Raw genomic sequence first — 16,563 nt, 5'->3', positions numbered from 1 at the left:
AGTCCTGTGGGTGGGTTTGCGGGGGTGGGAACGGGGGTTCTGGGGCCGAATGGGTGACCTTGGCGGTTGTGGCTCGTTGGGCTGGGTGGCAGGGGTGCGGCCTGGGTGGGGGTGATGTGGTGGGTGGTGTGCGGGAGTTGGCCGTGTCCTTCGTGGCGCCTGGGCCTTGCGGGGTGGCGGTCCGGGATCGCCTCAAGCACCTGAGCGCCCGGGACGAGAGGGTGTTGCGTGCGGTCGGTGTGCATCAGGGTGCGCTGGCGTCCGGTGATCTCAAGGCCCGGTGTGCGGATGGTCTGGAGCACGGTGCGGACAGGTGGGCGGCGCGTAAGCGGGAGCTGACCGGGGTGTCGTCGTCGCGGATCGCGGGTGCGATCACCAAGGCCACGCACGATCAGTGGGCGCTGGCGCGCCGTTGCCAGGCGGCGCACATCCAGAACCTGGTTGCCGGGATCAAGACGCTGCGGCACCGGCTGTCCCTCCCGATCGGGGAGAAGGGCACGAAGCGCGCGGCGGGTGGCTACCGGTCGAAGAACGAGTGGTTCCGCAAGTCCCGCCGGCTTGCGGCACTGGAAGGTCGGCATGCTGCTGCTGTTGCCGACTGGCAGGCCGGACGGGTGCGGGTGGTACGGGGTGGCAAGCGTCTGCTGAACACCCGCCACCACCTCACCGAGGCCCGTCTCACCGAGGACGAGTGGCGACAACGGTGGGAGGCGGAACGCTGGTTCATCGCTGCCGACGGTGAGTCGGGGAAGCGGTTCGGAAACGAGACGATCCGCGTCACCCCGGACGGCGAGGTGTCCATCAAACTGCCTGCCCCGCTCGCGCACCTGGCCAATGCCCGGCACGGCCGGTACATCCTCACCGCCCTTATCACGTTTGCGCACCGGGGTGCCGAGTGGGCCGACCGCATCGAAGCCGACCGGGCCGTCGCCTACCGCATCCACCTCGATACGGACCGCGGCCGCTGGTACCTCACCGCATCCTGGCAACGCCCCGTCATCCAGACCATCCCGTTGGAGACCGCCCGCGCCCGGGGCATGATCGGCGTCGACACCAACGCCAACCACTTCGCCGCCTACCGGCTCGACCGGCACGGCAACCCCGTCGGTGACCCGCACCGCTTCGGCTACGACCTGTCCGGCACCGCCGGCCACCGGGACGCGCAGATCCGCCACGCGCTGACCCGGTTGATCAACTGGGCGGTGCGGGTCGGTGTCGCGGCGATCGGTATCGAAGACCTGGACTTCACGGCTGAGAAGACCCGCGAGAAGCACGGCCGCCGCAAGCGGTTCAGGCAGCTCATCTCCGGCATGCCCACCGGGAAGCTGAAGGCCCGGCTGGTCTCCATGGCCGCCGAACATGGCCTCGCGATCGTTGCGGTCGACCCGGCCTACACCAGCCTGTGGGGTGCCCAGCACTGGCAGAAACCACTGACCACCCCGCACCGCACCATGTCCCGCCACGATGCCGCCGGTATCGCGATCGGGAGACGCGCCCTCGGACACCCGGTCCGGCGTCGGACGGCACCGCCTCCACACGACCGGAGTGATCGTGCGGGGCATCGGACCGCCCAGGCCGGACCAGGTGACCGGGGGCGTGAGGGAACCCGCCCACCCACCACGGACCGACCCCCCGGAGAGCCGTCGCCGAGCGGGACGCGAAAGCGGGAACCCAGCGCATCCAACACCGTTCGGGATGCGCCCAGTACACAGCAGTGGGTCCAAGACTCACTTATGCACACTGGTTAGGAACGGTACGACGGCGCGCGCAGTCACACGTACCGCCGCCGCTCGGCAACGCCGCCGGCGCCAGCGCACGTGCCGCCGCTCCGCAGGTGCACGGGCTGTCCGGACGTTCCTCGCGGAGGACCGCCTTCGGGCGACCGCTCAGACAGCCAGCCGCAACGAGGTCGACGAGACACCGATCCGTACCGTCTGACCCCACGTCAACTCCAGTGCATCCCCCTCCATGCCGTCACCGAAGACCACCACCCGGTCGGATTCGACCGTCAGCCGCAGCCGCTGTCCACGCCCCAGCTCGCCGGCCACGCGTGTGGTGCCGGTCGTGGGTGACGGCCAGGCCTCGCGTACGAACCAGACCAGCCGGGGATCGGTCGGACCGGGCAGCGTCAGTGTGCTGCCGCGCTCCTGCCACAGCGAACGCAGCCAGCCTGTCGAGCCGGTCCCGGTGCCGACCAGGACACCGGAGGACGCCTGCGGTTCGGCTGCGGAACCCTCGCCGTCCGGGCCGAGACGGTAGCGGGCCGTCTGGTGACCGGGCGGGCCCAGATAGACCTCGTTGAGCGCGAGGAGGCGCTGGGTGTCGTCGGCGACGGCCTCCACCATGGTGAGGTCGTCCGTCGTACCGCCGGGGGACACGGCCGCCCGGAACAGGGCGGCCGCATCGGCAGGACGGTGGCGCACCAGCACGCCCGGGTTGCGGCCGGGGTCGGCGTCGATGCCCACGACGGGCTGGCCGGACAGGTATTTGGCGACGTTGGCGACCAGCCCGTCCTGCCCGACGACCACCACCACGTCCTCGGGCCCGAAGAGGAAGCGGTCGAGATCCGCGCGCTCCACCCGGGACCGGCGCCACTGCAGCGGTACGGCCGCCGCCACATCGGCGAGCGCCTGCCGGGTCCGCCCGTGCCGCCGCGCCACCTCCTCGATGGACCGGCCGCGGGACGACAGGAAGAACGCCGCCTGGCCGTGTGTGCCGTGCCGGGCGAGCAGTTCCTCGTACTCCGTGGTCCGGTGCACGAGCACCGCGCGCGGTGCGAGGCTCACGCGCCCGCCTCCGGGCCGGGCCGGCCGAGCCTGGCCAGCAGGCCGGTGAGGACGTCGGGGGAGAGGGTGAGGCTGTCGATGCGCGGCAGGTTCTCCGCGAGCCGCGTGGCGGCCAGGGCGTGCAGCGTCCCGGCGTCCACGTCTGCGTGCGCCCGCAGCCAGGCCGCCTGCGACGCGGCCCGCGCCGCGCCGACCTCGCGGGCCGCCTCGGCCTCCGCGTGGGCGAGACGCACCTTGCGGGCCGCTTCGGCCTCGGCGCGTACCCCGTCGGCCGCCGCACTCTCCTCGGCCTCGCGCCGGGAGTTGGTGCCGCGCTGCTCGACCAACTGCTCCTCGCGGCGGGCGAGTTCGATCTGGCTGGCGAGCTCGTTCTCGGCGATGGTCCGCTCACGCTCGACGGCCACGGCCCGGCGTTCGTACGTGGCCCGGTCGGCCTCCTGCTGGATCAGCTCACGGGCGGGGGTGCGCAGTGCGCGCTCGACCTCGGCCTCGGGGCGGATCGCGACGACCCGTACGGCGACCACGTCGATGCCGGTGGCGGGCAGCCGGGGCTCGGCGGCGAGACCCTCGGCCACCCGGTTCCGTACCGATGCGACTCCGTCGACGAGCGCCCCGGCCAACGGGGTGCGGGCCAGCACATCGAGGGTGTGCTGCTGGGCGGTCTCGGTGAGGAGCGTGGCGATCTGCTCCAGCGGCGCGGCGCGCCAGACCCCGGTGTCCGGGTCGACGGAGAAGTCGAGCCGGGCGGCTGCCTCGGCCGGGTCACTGATCCGGTACGTCACGGTGGCCTGCACGGTGACGTCCTGGAAGTCGGCCGTACGGGCATGGAAGGCCATCGCCAGCTCACGGTCGTCGACCGGGACCTCGGAGAGTGCGGCGCTCAGCGACCGGTACCAGAAGCTCAGCCCCGGACCGTCGTGGGCGAGTCGGCCGCGCTTGTGGTGGCGGATGTGGGCGGTGGGTGCGGAGCGCAGATGGCGCCAGCCGAACCGCTTGGTGATGTCGGCCATATCGGATCCCCCTCGATTCTCGTCATGAAGACGATAAGAGGAGGGGCGGATATCGTCAAGAGGACGAGAATGCTCGGTGCGGACCCGGCCGCGGATCGGCGCGGCTACCGGCCTGCGGGACCCGTGCCGCCCTTCGCCGCCAGGAAGCGGGCAGGGACTTCGCCGCCGCCGTGCACCGCCAGATCGGTGCCGCTGACGTACGGAGCGAGACCGCATGCCAGGAACAGACAGGCGCGCGCGACGTCGTCCGGTACGGCCATGCGCCCCATCGGGATGACGTCCGCCATCGCCGCACCGCCGTCCTCTCCGTACGCCGACGCTGCGCTCTCGGTGCGGATCAGCCCCGCGGTGATGTGGTTGACGCGCACCTTCGGCGCCCACTCCAGGGCCAGCGCCCGGGTCAGGCCCAGCAGCCCCGCCTTCGCCGCCGTGTAGGCGGCCGTGCCCGGCTGCGGGGTGTGGGCGGAGACGCTGCCGATGTTGATGACCGAGCCGCCGTCGTTCTGGCTCTGCATGACCCGGTTCGCCGCTTGCGCCGCATAGAACGGGGCCAGCAGATTCAGGGCGACGACCTTCTCGACGAACCGCGGCGACACGGTGGCGGCATCGGCGTCGGGGGAGCCGCCTGCGTTGTTGACCAGTACGTCCAGCCGACCGAACCGTGCCACCGCGGCATCGACGAGGCCGGCGGCAGCCGCCGGGTCGCGGACGTCGGCGGCGCGGAAGTGGGCGGTGCGTCCACCCGCGCTCGGTAGTGCCGGCGGGTCGTTGCGCCCGCAGACGAGCACCCGCGCGCCGACGGCGAGGAACGTCTCGGCGATCACGGCGCCGATGCCCTTCGTGCCGCCGGTGACGATGACCGCGCGCCCCGTGAAGTCGATCGGATTGCCGATGTCCATCGTCCGCCCCCGATGTCGCCCGTGTATGTGCTGGTCGCCGAGCCCGAGAGTAATCCACCAAGCGTTTGTTTGGTATGGCTGCCAGGGCGGGACGTTCACGGGCAGCGGGCGGAAACGCGGGCGGCCGGTGACTCCCGAAGGAGTCACCGGCCGACCGGACGGTGCGCCGCCCCCGTCCCCACGGTGCGGCGCAGGCGGACCCTCGTCATCCGCTCGGACGACGGCCCACGTTCTCGGTAACCCGGCCGTGGCCGGATCCAGTCCCTGTCAATCGGACCCGGTCGTGGCCGGACCCGGTCGGAGGGCCGGAAGGACGGCACTCTTCACGAAGCGGGTGAGATATGCCTCATCCGCGGTCTTCGCCTCCAGCAGGGGCCTGGTGCGCATCGCGCCCAGCAGTTGCGCGGAGACGAACTCCGCGGCCGGGTTCTGCTCCGCGATCTCGCCCCGCTCCACGGCGCGCTTGACGATGGCGTCGATCGCCGCGAGATAGGGCACGATCAGTGACTCGCGCAGCGCGCAGAGCAGCTCGGGGCTCTGCAGCGCGGCATGGCTGAGGGCGTGCATCAGGGGCGTGTCACGACCGGAGTCCGTGGCGAGGGCCCGCGCCGCCTCGAGCAGGTCTCCGGCCAGCGTGCCCGTGTCGATGTGCGACAGCAGTATCTGCCGGGTGCTGTGCAGTGCCGCGACGACCAGTTCCGGCTTGGAGCCCCACTGCCGGTAGAGGGTCGACTTCCCGCACCGGGTGCGCGAAGCGACTCCTTCCATGGTGAGCGACTCGTAGCCGCTCTCTCTGAGCAGGTCGAGCACGGCCGTGTAGAACTCTTGCGCCCGCTCCGGGGTGATCTTCGAGCGGCGTGGCGATTGGGCCGGTTCCTGCACGAGATCGTGCGACGACATCTGCTTTCCCTCTCTGCGGCGTAGCGACGAGGTCCATCGATACGCCAGTGTACCGAAACGCGAGTGTTCCGATACGTTCGCGTATCGGTACACTGGCGTATCGATGGGGCATGGACTGGACCATGCCGTCGTAACACCGCTTCGTCAGCAAAGGGGCACCGGGTGATGTACGCCCGTAGTGAGCCTGCAGATCGGGAGCCGGACACTTCTGCCCGACCGCCCCTCGTCCGCGAGCTCCTTCTCGTCGTAGGACTCTTCGTGATCTACAAGCTCGGCCGGCAGGCCGCAAACGGTCACGTCGAGGAGGCGTACCGCAACGCCGACCGTGTCTGGGACTTCGAACGGTCCGTGCTCCTGCCGGGCGAGGGCGCCGTACAGGGCGTGCTGCTCCACAGCGAGACACTGATCCACATCGCGAACACCTACTACGCGACCGTGCACTTTCCGGCCACCGTGCTCTTCCTCGCCTACCTGTACTGGCGCCGGCCCCTCCACTACGTCTGGTCGCGCCGGATCCTCGCGGCGCTCACCGGTGCCGCACTTGCCCTGCACCTCCTCTTCCCGCTGGCCCCGCCGCGGATGCTGGCGGCCGCCGGGCTCGTCGACACGGGGCAGGTGTACGGGCCGACGGTGTACGGAGACACCCCGGCGACGGACTCGATGGCGAACCAGTTCGCCGCGATGCCCTCGCTGCACTTCGGCTGGGCCCTGATGGTCGCCGTCGGGCTGATCGTCGCCACGCGCTCGCGGTGGCGGTGGCTGTGGCTGCTGCACCCTCTGGTCACGCTGCTGGTCATAGTCGGCACCGCCAACCACTACTGGCTCGACTCGATCGTGGTCAGCGCCCTGCTCGCCGTCGCGTTCGCGGCGCTGCGGCTGGAGCGGCCGGTGCCGGTCCGCCTGCACACGCACTGGCCGTCCGGCGCCGGGGTCGCCGCGCCCGCCGTCGCAGGGGCCGCGTTGCCGGTGTCGCGCATCCCCGATCCGGCTGACTCCGAGGCATACGCCTCGTCGTCGTCCGGAGGACGGCCGTGAACGCCACGCTGACAGCCGTCGCGCTGTCCCTGGTCTCAGCCGTCGCCTATGCCTCGGCCGCCGTGGCGCAGTCCCGGCTCGCCGGGCGCACCGAGGCGGGTTCCGGAGTGATCCGGCTGCTCGGGCGCGCGGCCTGGTGGTCGGCGGTCGGCCTGAACGCCGGCGGTGCGCTGCTGCACGTCGCCGCGCTGAAGTACGGCCCGCTCACCCTCGTCCAGCCGCTGGGTGCGCTCACCCTGGTCGCCGCCGTTCCGCTCGGCGCGCGCGCCGCCGGACGCCGGGTCACCGGCAACGAATGGCGCGGCACGATCCTCACCCTGCTCGGCCTGGCCGCCCTGCTCCTGACGGCGGGCGGCACGGCCCCGCACGAGACGCTGAGCCTGGTCGAGGCGCTGGCCGTCGGCGCGGCGACCATGGCGGTCGTCGCCGGACTCAGCCGTCCCGGGGCCCGCCCCGGACTGCGGCACGCGGCGGCGTCCGGCATCACCTCCGGCGTGGCCTCGGCGCTCACCCAGACACTGACGGTGGCGGTCACCGACCACACGGGACCGATCCTCGACTGGCGCCTGGTGACGGTGGCCCTGCTCGTCTCGGCCTTCGCGATGGGGGGCCTGCTCCTCTCCCAGACCGCGTACCAGGACGGCCTCGGCGCCCCGCTCGCCGTCGTGACGCTCGCCAACCCGGTCGCCGCCGCGGTCATAGGGCTGGCGCTCCTCGGCGAACGCCTCCAGGGCGGGACGATCGCCCTGGTACCGGCGCTGCTGGGGTCGGCGGCAGCCGTACGCGGGGTCATCCTGCTCAGCCGCGCCCAGGGCGAGACGATGTCGGTGGCGGACCAGGCCATGAAGGAACCGGCGCCGAGCGCGAAGTCCCTGGTCGTGATCGGCAGCCCCCGGACGAGGGACGACCGGCTGATCCTCGGTCCGGAACCGGGCGGGACGCGGGTCGGCGGGCCGTGACGCGGGTGGGGCGAGGCGGGCCGTCCGGGTTGCTCGCCCGTGCGATCTGCGCGGTCAGGGACGGGACTTGCTCACCGGAACGGGAAAGCATGGACAACGGACACCTCAGTGACCACTTCGGTCTTCGAAACAGCCCCGAGCATGCCCGTTGATCATGCTGCCGCACCGGGAAACTCCAAGATCCCGGACAGAGTCAAGCTAGTAGCCCCTCCGCAGGCATGGGCCACGGTGTCGTTTCACCGGTGATGCGGACGGCCCGGTCGTGTCGGCAGCAGCGCGTTGGCGGACACGTAGTCGCCAACGTTGGTACCGATCGCGTTCCCGTCCTCGGCGTCCCAGCGGAAGTGCACGCCCAGCCAGAGTCGGCTCAGCTTGCCCTCCTCGGCGACCTGGCTGAAGTTGGCCATCTTGCGGTATGCCTCGATGGTGTGCGGGTCCTCGGAGTGTGCGATGAACGAGACGTCGTCACGACCGAAGAAGTGCTTCATCGCGCTTGCCCACGCAGCCGTGAAGTTGGCGTGCCCGGAGGTCCAGGCGGAGAAGCACGGGGTGAACGGTGCCCCTGCGCGGTCCGCGCTGAGAGGCTCCCAGGTCGCGTTCGCGCCGCCCGTCGCCTGGATCGCGGACACCGGGCGCCACAGCTTGATCGAAGTATCAAACTTGCTGTCCCAGGCCGCGATCCCGGCATCCGCCAACGACAGTGCCGACAGCGCGAACAAGTGGGTGGTCTCGTACGTGTTGAGCTTGAACCTCTTGGCGACGATCCCGGTCAGTTCGAGCAGTTGCCCCGGGGGTGGTAGGTGTCGTCCAGGTCATGGTCCCAGAACCAGCCGACGACGGTCTGATCGTAGGTTCGCTCGGTGGAGTCGACGGCACCGAGCCGTCGCACCTCGTCGAGCTGCATCGCGTACTCCGGGCTGGCCACCAGATGGGCGTAGGAAGTGAAGCCTCGCAGGGTGGGAGGCCGGAACTGCGAGCCGGAACGGAGCACGAACGGCCTGACTTTGCCCCAGTTCGGGGTCACCGCGTCGCTCGGCTGCTTGCAGTCCTCTTCACCCGTCGGCCGCCAGGCTCCAGGTGTGGTGGTGTCACCGCTGTAGACGTCCGTGTTGTTCGAACCGTCGCCCGCCCGGGCTTTGTTGATTTGCCTCACCACGGGGTCGACCACCCGGCGGTCGAGGGGGTCGTAGGAGTGGGGGGAGCGGCCGGTCCGGGCCCTGTACTGGGCGTCGATGTACGCCTGATCGCCCGGGTACAGCTGCGAGATCATCCGGTACGCCGTGCGGTCGATCAGCCGCTCCTCCTCGTCCGAACGCGGCCGCGAGTGTTTGTCGGCATACTTCAGCGGCCGGTTGAGGTATGGCTCGTACTTCAGGGTTCCGTACGTGTTCTGATAAGCGCTCTCCGCGTTGTAGATCGCCGCGAAGACCATCGCCCCGGACCTGGAGAGTTTGCCGGGCGAGGCGTCCCAGCCCCGCGCATTGCGGAACGTCTGGAGCAGGACCTTGTTCCAGTACTGCGTCGGATCGCTTTTGTGCGCTGCCGCGGCGGCGGCCTGTGGCGCACCGGCCGCCACCGGACTCAGTCCGGCGAGCAGGGCACCGGCCACGACGGCGGCCCGTAGCCGTCCCAGGCGTCTGCTGGCACGGGGCTTCAAGCGTGGGAGCACGCACTTCGCGGCCGACCGACGGCCATGAGTGGGCTGGAGAGGCACGGTATTCCTTTCGACGTTGCTGATTGACAGAGGCAGCGTAAGGTCGGATATGCGTAAATAAAGATCAACTACGCCGATATGCCGTGCATATCGTGTGGCTTCATGATTTACGCAGAAATACTCATCCGGTCCTGATCGACAGCCGAGCTGAGCTGTGATCGCCCAGACGTGGAAATCTCACTCGTGTGAGCGATTTCCGGATCCAGCGAAGGGTGACTGTCTGACACTGACTTCGCGAAGAGAGCGTGCTCGCCCGGCAAGTCAGCCTGCCCTGTGGCCGTTCTCCAACAGGTGGATCACCGCGAAGTCGCTGTCGCCGAGGACGCCACCGTCGTACAGGTACGCCACCAGCGGCGGCCGCCCAACGCCGTGCACCTGGTCCACCGCGAGCAGCCGCCCGGGCTCGCGGTCGAGACCGATCTCTTCGGCCGCCTCGTGGCGAGCGCCCTGGCGCGGCGTCTCCCCGCCGTCGGGCTTGACGGTGCCGCCCGGAAGCGTATGCCGTTGATCAGCTGTCTCCTGGTCCATATCGGCGGTCGACCGGACTTTTTTGTTCCTTGGCGACAGTGACTCCAGCACCGCCCACTGCTCGTCCGCCAGATTTCCGCGCGCCACAAAGCGCCGCCCCGGTTTGCCGCTGCGCTGACGGATCTCGTCTGGAGGCGACGGAAGTCGCCGGTGCCGGTGCGGTCGTCGTGTCGGGCGCCGCGGCCGCCGCAGCCCCCAGTGCGAGCGCCGTGACCGGGGCATCCGGGGGCGAGGCGCATGGGGCGGAGTGCGGGCCGGCAAAGCTGACAGGCCGGATCGTCCGCCCCGAGGACCCCGGGTACACGGACGCGCGTCTCGGCTGGGACCAGCTCTTCTCTCACTATCCGCTGGTGATCGTCTTCGCCCAGAACACCCAGGACGTGGTGAACCTCGAAGTCCACCGGAACCAGATCCTGCTATTCGCGGTCCTTGCGGAAGGAACACCTGCGGAGGCGAAAAAGCTGCTGGCCCCGATCCTGTCGATCGACAGCCCCAAGGTTTCGACGGAGGTAGGAAACTGGGGCGACGTGTATTCGGGATTCCAGATCCCGATCGAGGACGAACCCGCGAACTGAAAGTTCTACTCGCAGTTCGCCAAGAAGCCGTTCCCGACCAAGGCGATCGACGTCATCTACAAGTTCATGAAGCACGCCCCCACGGACGACAGCAACTTCTTTGTTCAGGCGTTCGGGGGAGCGGTCAGGAAGAGTCCCCGCGGCGGTACAGCATTCCCGCACCGCGACGCGCTCTTCTATTCCGAACCCGGCGTCGGCTGGGGGGAAGCGCAGTGACCAGCCGGGCATCTGCGACCCGCTCACCCCGCAGGCCCAGGCCTGGATCGCCGAACTCAGCCAGGCACTGCGCCCCTACGTGGACGGCGCCTACGTCAACGTCCCGAACATCGGCATGCAGGACTGGGAGACCGCCTACTGGGGGTCGAACTTCAGCCGGCTGCGCAGGATCAAGGCGCATTACGACCCCCACAACGTCTTCCAGTACGACCAGAGCATCCCGCCCGCGTCCCGCTGACCGAGCACGGCCTGTGCCCCCTTCCGACCGGTGAGGGGCACAGGCCGTACCCCCAACGTCCTGAGGCGGGTTGTGGAAGGTCGATGGGTGCTGGCCAGAGTCCTGGACGGAGGTCTTGGAGCAGGCTCAGGCGGAGGTGAATGCCGCGCGGGAGCGAGTCGAGCGGGCCCGGGTGGCGCGTGAGGAGCTCATGTGGGTGCTGGCCGAGGAGTCGATGTCCCGGCTGAACCGGCTCATCGAGAACCTTCTCGACATGAGCCGTCTGCAGGGTTGTCTTCATGCGCCGGACGGGCTCGCCGGGGTGGCCGAACCGGTGTCCTGCGCCAGAGCCCGGGTCAGCCAGCCGATCCAGAAGTTCTCCAGATCGATTCCGCCGCGCAGCACCAGATGCCGCAGCCGGTCCCCCTCGGAGTCCCGACCGGGTGGGAAGTCCCGCTTCTCGATCGCCAGATACTCGGCCAGCTGCTTCTCGTGCAACGCCAGGTGGCGGCGCAGCTCAGCGGTGAGACCCGGAGCGCCGACCACCGCCGCCGCTCGCATCCGCAGCAGCAGCGGATCACGGATCTGCTTGGGGTCCTCGGGGAGTGCCACCCAGGCGGCCAGCGCCTCACGGCCCGCGGGCAGCACCTCGTACTCCTTCTTCCGGCCGCGGGCCGGCTGCGCCGACGGCAGGGCCCGGATCTGTCCGGCCTCCTCCAGCTTCCCGAGTTCGCGATAGATCTGCTGATGCGTGGAGGACCAGAAGTAGCCGATCGACCGGTCGAACCTGCGGGTCAGCTCCAGCCCCGACGACGGCTTCTCGAGCAGGGCGGTGAGGATCGCGTGCGGGAGTGACATGGGGTGCATCCTATGGACGGCGCCGCGCCCGGAACCGGGGTCCCGGACGCGGCCGCCCGGTGTCACAGTGCGGCGGCGAGCTCCGTGCCCTGGCGGATCGCCCGCTTCGCGTCCAGTTCGGCGGCCACGTCGGCGCCACCGATGAGGTGCGCCGTACGGCCTGCGGCGAGCAGCTCCTCGTACAGTTCGCGGCGCGGCTCCTGGCCGGCGCAGAGCACCACCGTGTCGACCGGCAGGAGGTGCTGTTCGCCGTCGACGGTCAGGTGCAGGCCGTCGTCGTCGATGCGGTCGTACGCGACGCCCGCGATCATCGTCACGCCGCGGTGCCGAAGCTCCGTGCGGTGGATCCACCCGGTCGTCTTCCCGAGCCCCGCGCCGACCTTGCTCGCCTTGCGCTGGAGCAGGTGGACGGTACGCGGCGGCTTCGGGCGTTCGGGCAGGCGCAGACCGCCGCGCTCCTGGTACCGGGTGTCGACCCCCCAGTGCCGGAAGAACACCTCCGGGTCGAGGCTCGCCGCGTCGCCGCCGTCCGTCAGGAACTCGGCGACGTCGAAGCCGATCCCGCCCGCTCCGATGACCGCGACCCGCTGCCCGACCGGCGCCCCGTCGCGCAGGACGTCGAGGTAACTGACCACGCTGGGGTGGTCGAGGCCTTCGATCGCGGGGGAGCGGGGCGTGACCCCGGTGGCGAGGACGACCTCGTCGAAACCGTCGAGGGTGTCCGGCGTGACCGTCGTACCGAGCCGGAGCTCGATCCGCTGCTCCGCGAGCCGGGTGCGGAAGTAGCGCAGTGTCTCGTTGAACTCCTCCTTGCCCGGGATCCGGCGCGCGACATTGAGCTGGCCGCCGACCTCGTCGGCCGCGTCGAAGAGCGTCACCTCGTGGCCGCGCTCGGAGGCCGAGACCGCGCACGCGAGCCCCGCCGGCCCGGCGCCGACGACCGCGACGCGCTTGCGGGTCCGGGTCGGCGACAGGGTGAGCTCGGTCTCGTGGCAGGCGCGCGGATTGACCAGACAGGAGGTGATCTTCCCGCTGAACGTGTGGTCCAGGCACGCCTGGTTGCAGCCGATGCAGGTGTTGATCGCGTCGGCGCGGCCCGCGGCCGCCTTGGCGACGAAGTCCGGGTCGGCGAGGAACGGCCGGGCCATCGACACCATGTCCGCACGGCCCGAGGCGAGGATCTCCTCGGCGACCTCCGGGGTGTTGATCCGGTTGCTGGTCACCAGCGGTACGGAGACGGCGCCACGCACCTTCTCGGTGACCCAGGTGTACGCACCGCGTGGCACCGACGTCGCAATGGTGGGGATGCGGGCCTCGTGCCAGCCGATTCCGGTGTTGATGATCGTGGCCCCGGCCGCCTCGATCGCCCGGGCGAGCTGCACGACCTCCTCCAGCGAGGAGCCGCCGGGGACCAGGTCCAGCATCGAGAGGCGGTAGATCAGGATGAAGTCGCTGCCGACCCGCTCGCGGACCCGGCGCACGATCTCGACCGGGAAGCGCATGCGGTTCTCGTACGAGCCGCCCCAGCGGTCGGTGCGGTGATTGGTCTCGGCGGCGATGAACTCATTGATGAGATAGCCCTCGGAGCCCATGATCTCGACACCGTCGTAGCCCGCCTGCCGCGCCAGCTCCGCCGTCCGCACGAAGTCCTCGATGGTCTCCTCGACCTCGTCGTCCGTCAGGGCGTGTGGTGTGAACGGACTGATCGGTGCCTGGATCGCGCTCGGTGCCACCAGATCGGGGTGGTGCGCGTACCGGCCGAAGTGCAGGATCTGCATCGCGATCCGGCCGCCCGCCGCGTGCACGGCGGCGGTGACCTGAGCATGCTGCTCGACCTCCGTCTCCGTGGTCAGTTTGGCGCCGCCGGGGTACGGGCGGGCACGGTCGCTCGGCGCGATGCCTCCCGTGACGATGAGGCCGGCACCGCCGCGGGCGCGGGCCGCGTAGAAGGCCGCCATCCGCTCGAAGCCGCGCTCGGCCTCCTCCAGGCCGACGTGCATCGACCCCATCAGGACCCGGTTGGGCAGGGTGGTGAACCCGAGGTCGAGCGGGCTCAGCAGGTGGGGGTACGGGGTCATCCGGCGGCTCCTCGCGCAGTGTCGTTGCGCCAGTTGTAGACGACCGGAATGCCATTGTGCAACAAGTTGCACAATGGCGTTCGTCGCATCGGGCCCCCGCCCGGGGCCACCCCCGGACGGAGTAGCACCGGACCGCGTTCACCTTCCACGGCGCGGAGAGTGGATCCGTGGCCCCGTACGCCACGCAACCCCCGACACCCATGGAGACCCCTCATGACCTGCCTCAGCCGGAGTGATCTGGGCCTGCTCGTCCTGCGCGTCGGCACCGGCGCGGTCTTGGTCGCGCACGGCAGTCAGAAGCTGTTCGGCTGGTTCGGCGGCGGGGGCATCGAAGGGACCGCCGCGGGCATGGAGGCCATGGGCTTCCATCCTCCGAAGCACAGCGCCGTCGCCGCCGGGGCCGGCGAGGCGTGCAGCGGGGTCCTGCTGGCCCTCGGCCTCGCCACCCCGGCCGCCGGAGCCGCCGCGGCCGGCGCGATGTCGGCCGCCGTCGCCGTCCACGCGCCCGCGGGCTTCTTCGCAACGGGCGGCGGATACGAGTACCCGGCCTTCCTCGGGTTCACCGCCGCCGCGATCGGACTCACCGGCCCCGGCCGGTACTCCCTCGACCACGCCACCGGTCACGTCTTCAACCAGCCGTGGCTCGTCGCCCTCGCCTTCGGCGGCAGCGCGGCCGGGGCCGCGGCCGTCATCGGGAAGCGCGCCAGGAGGCAGCGCAAGGACGCGGACGACGCCTGAGCCGCGGCGGGGCCGGGTACGGGCCCGCCCGGGCCGACCGGCCCGGCATGCGCCGGTCCCGATGCACCGTCGCCCCGATGGCCCGCATCCCTGACGTCGAGTGGGCGCAGGAACCCTCCCTTTCGGGTGACTCGCTGCCACGGCGGCGGCAGCGCCCACCCCGCGGGGCCGAGGCTTGAAGCCGGCCGGACCCGTTACCGGCCGGGAGTCGCAGAGCCGCAGAGCCGTCGGGAGTCCGCCGTGCACATCCTGCTCGTCGCGAGTGCGTTCAACAGCCTCACTCAGCGTGTTCACGTTGAGCTGCGGGACCGGGGCCACACCGTGGCGGTCGAACTCGCCGTCTCGGACGATCGTCTGCGGGACGCGGTCCGTCGCTTCGAGCCGGAGCTGATCGTGGCCCCGATGCTCAGAACGGCCCTTCCCAGGGACATCTGGTCCGCGCACACCTGCCTCGTCGTCCATCCGGGGCCGGTGGGCGACCGCGGACCGTCCTCGCTCGACTGGGCGATCCACGAGGGTGCCACCCGCTGGGGCGTGACGGTGCTGCAGGCCGACGAGGAGATGGACGCCGGTGACGTCTGGGCGTCGGCCGACTTCTCCGTACCGCAGGTGGGCAAGAGCGACCTGTATCGCAACGAGGTCTCCGACGCGGCGCTGAAGGCGGTCCTGCTGGCCCTCGACCGGTTCGCCTCGGGCACGTACACACCCCGGCCCCAGGACGGCGCGTCGGCCACGGGCCGAACCCGGCCGTACTTCCGTCAGGAACTGCGGCGGATCGACTGGCGGTCCGACTCCACGCAGACGGTGTTGCGCAAGCTGCGGGCGGCCGACTCGCACCCCGGCGTACTCGACGAACTGGCCGGCGGCGAGTGGTTCCTGCACGGAGGGCACCCCGAGGACCGGCTGCGCGGCCGCCCCGGTGACCTGCTCGCCACGCGGGCCGGCGCGATCTGCCGGGCGACCGCCGACGGAGCCGTGTGGATCCCGGAGCTGCGCGCCAGACGCAGGCCGGGAGCCCCCGCCCCGTTCAAGCTCCCCGCCGTCCTGGCGCTCGGCGACCGGCTGCCGCCGCTGCCCGACGCTCCGGTCCCGGCGGACGCCTCCGGGCGCCGCGGAACCTGGACCGACATCCGCTACGAGGAGACCGGCGCCGTCGGGCACCTCATGTTCTCGTTCCCCGGCGGGGCCATGAGCACCGCGCAGTGCACACGTCTCCTGGACGCCTACCGGTCCGCCTGCTCCCGCCCCACCTCGGTCCTGGTGCTGGGCGGCGGCCGGGACTTCTTCTCCAACGGCATCCACCTGAACGTCATCGAGGCGGCGGCCGATCCCGCCGAGGAGTCCTGGGCCAACATCAACGCCATGAACGACCTGGTGGAGGCCGTGCTGACCACCACCGACCGACTGGTGGTCGCCGCCGTGGGCGGCAACGCGGCCGCCGGCGGAGCGATGCTCGCGCTGGCCGCCGACGAGGTGTGGTGCCGCAGGGGCTGCGTCCTCAACCCGCACTACCGGCTGATGGGACTGTCCGGCTCCGAGTACTGGACCCTTACCCTGCCGCGCAGAGTGGGGCCGGAGGCGGCCGAACGGCTCGTCCGGGAAGCGCTCCCGCTCGGCACCGAGGCTGCCGAGCGGATCGGCCTGGTGGACCGGACGATCGCCTGCCCGTCCGAGGACTTCGCAGGCGAGGCCGTCCGGCTGGCCGCGCGGCTGGCCTCGTCGGACGCCGTACGGGCCCGCATCGCCCGGAAGAAGACGGCCCTGGAACGCCAGGAGGCGGTCAAGCCCCTGGCCGCCCACCGGCAGGAGGAACTCGCCGCGATGCGGTCCATCTTCTTCGATCCGGACGCGCCCCACCACGCGCTGCGCCGGGCCTTCGTACGCAAACAGCCCACGGTCCGGACGCCGCACGGCACCGGCGGCGGCGAACACGGCAGGGGCCCGGTGCGAGCGGCCGCCGCTCCGGACCGCGATGTCACTACAACGGCGGCGCTCGCCCACCTCCCGGGACCGGCTGCCTGTTAGCTGGACATGGAGGCCGATATGTGTG

Annotated in this window: 15 protein-coding genes and 1 pseudogene; 7 read left to right on the top strand and 9 right to left on the bottom strand. The window is 70.8% G+C overall.

The features are described from left to right. Positions 1-119: 119 nt before the first annotated feature. Positions 120-1,748: a transposase gene (locus tag OG878_RS05305; protein WP_328885675.1), complete on the top strand. Its 1,629-nt coding sequence runs from the start codon at positions 120-122 to the stop codon at positions 1,746-1,748. 138 nt (positions 1,749-1,886) lie between these two features. Here OG878_RS05305 and OG878_RS05300 read toward each other — a convergent pair whose 3' ends face one another. From OG878_RS05300 to OG878_RS05285, 4 genes are all read right to left on the bottom strand, one after another. Next, positions 1,887-2,786: a hypothetical protein gene (locus tag OG878_RS05300; protein ID WP_328885674.1), complete on the bottom strand. Its 900-nt coding sequence runs from the start codon at positions 2,784-2,786 to the stop codon at positions 1,887-1,889. After that, a complete protein-coding gene (locus OG878_RS05295) occupies positions 2,783-3,796 on the bottom strand; it encodes an SPFH domain-containing protein (protein WP_328885673.1) in 1,014 nt (337 codons plus the stop codon). Before OG878_RS05295 ends, OG878_RS05300 begins: the two co-directional genes overlap by 4 nt. Before the next feature lie 104 nt (positions 3,797-3,900). Further along, on the bottom strand, positions 3,901-4,695 hold the full coding sequence (locus OG878_RS05290; RefSeq protein WP_328885672.1) for an SDR family oxidoreductase: 795 nt from the start codon (positions 4,693-4,695) through the stop codon (positions 3,901-3,903). Between the two features lie 267 nt (positions 4,696-4,962). Then, entirely contained in the window at positions 4,963-5,595 is a 633-nt protein-coding gene (locus tag OG878_RS05285; RefSeq protein WP_328885671.1) for a TetR/AcrR family transcriptional regulator, read from the bottom strand. Positions 5,596-5,760: 165 nt separating this feature from the next. Between OG878_RS05285 and OG878_RS05280 the strand changes: the two genes are divergently transcribed. Both OG878_RS05280 and OG878_RS05275 read left to right on the top strand, forming a co-directional pair. Then, positions 5,761-6,630, top strand: coding sequence for a phosphatase PAP2 family protein (locus OG878_RS05280; protein WP_443049062.1), 870 nt, complete (start codon positions 5,761-5,763; stop codon positions 6,628-6,630). Then, positions 6,627-7,589, top strand: a complete 963-nt coding sequence (locus OG878_RS05275; protein ID WP_328885669.1) for a hypothetical protein — start codon at positions 6,627-6,629, stop codon at positions 7,587-7,589. Before OG878_RS05280 ends, OG878_RS05275 begins: the two co-directional genes overlap by 4 nt. Before the next feature lie 236 nt (positions 7,590-7,825). Here OG878_RS05275 and OG878_RS05270 read toward each other — a convergent pair whose 3' ends face one another. From OG878_RS05270 to OG878_RS05260, 3 genes and pseudogenes are all read right to left on the bottom strand, one after another. Continuing rightward, positions 7,826-8,308, bottom strand: a complete 483-nt coding sequence (locus OG878_RS05270; RefSeq protein WP_328885668.1) for a hypothetical protein — start codon at positions 8,306-8,308, stop codon at positions 7,826-7,828. A 50-nt stretch (positions 8,309-8,358) separates the two neighbouring features. Further along, positions 8,359-9,246 carry a hypothetical protein gene (locus OG878_RS05265; protein WP_328885667.1) on the bottom strand — a complete coding sequence of 296 codons (888 nt, stop codon included), beginning with the start codon at positions 9,244-9,246 and terminating at the stop codon, positions 8,359-8,361. A gap of 339 nt (positions 9,247-9,585) precedes the next feature. Further along, positions 9,586-9,798, bottom strand: a pseudogene (locus tag OG878_RS05260) (NUDIX domain-containing protein); the annotation flags it as partial. A gap of 242 nt (positions 9,799-10,040) precedes the next feature. Between OG878_RS05260 and OG878_RS05255 the strand changes: the two are divergent. Next, positions 10,041-10,406, top strand: a complete 366-nt coding sequence (locus OG878_RS05255; RefSeq protein ID WP_328885666.1) for a hypothetical protein — start codon at positions 10,041-10,043, stop codon at positions 10,404-10,406. A 100-nt stretch (positions 10,407-10,506) separates the two neighbouring features. After that, positions 10,507-10,860: a BBE domain-containing protein gene (locus OG878_RS05250; RefSeq protein ID WP_328885665.1), complete on the top strand. Its 354-nt coding sequence runs from the start codon at positions 10,507-10,509 to the stop codon at positions 10,858-10,860. 276 nt (positions 10,861-11,136) lie between these two features. On the opposite strand, the gene OG878_RS05245 is transcribed toward OG878_RS05250, so the two are convergent. Then, a complete protein-coding gene (locus OG878_RS05245) occupies positions 11,137-11,697 on the bottom strand; it encodes a PadR family transcriptional regulator (RefSeq protein ID WP_328885664.1) in 561 nt (186 codons plus the stop codon). 62 nt (positions 11,698-11,759) lie between these two features. Then, on the bottom strand, positions 11,760-13,775 hold the full coding sequence (locus OG878_RS05240; RefSeq protein WP_328885663.1) for an NADPH-dependent 2,4-dienoyl-CoA reductase: 2,016 nt from the start codon (positions 13,773-13,775) through the stop codon (positions 11,760-11,762). A gap of 213 nt (positions 13,776-13,988) precedes the next feature. Here OG878_RS05240 and OG878_RS05235 point away from each other — a divergent pair, with 213 nt between their 5' ends. Both OG878_RS05235 and OG878_RS05230 read left to right on the top strand, forming a co-directional pair. Next, the gene (locus tag OG878_RS05235) at positions 13,989-14,513 is read left to right on the top strand and encodes a DoxX family protein (RefSeq protein ID WP_328885662.1); all 525 of its coding nucleotides are present in this window, start codon (positions 13,989-13,991) and stop codon (positions 14,511-14,513) included. 240 nt (positions 14,514-14,753) lie between these two features. Further along, positions 14,754-16,538 carry a hydrogenase maturation protein gene (locus tag OG878_RS05230; protein ID WP_328885661.1) on the top strand — a complete coding sequence of 595 codons (1,785 nt, stop codon included), beginning with the start codon at positions 14,754-14,756 and terminating at the stop codon, positions 16,536-16,538. Positions 16,539-16,563: the final 25 nt, after the last annotated feature.

Origin of the sequence: Streptomyces sp. NBC_00316, assembly GCF_036158715.1 — a bacterium.
Taxonomy (GTDB): domain Bacteria; phylum Actinomycetota; class Actinomycetes; order Streptomycetales; family Streptomycetaceae; genus Streptomyces.
This window is presented reverse-complemented; position numbering and strand designations above follow the sequence as displayed.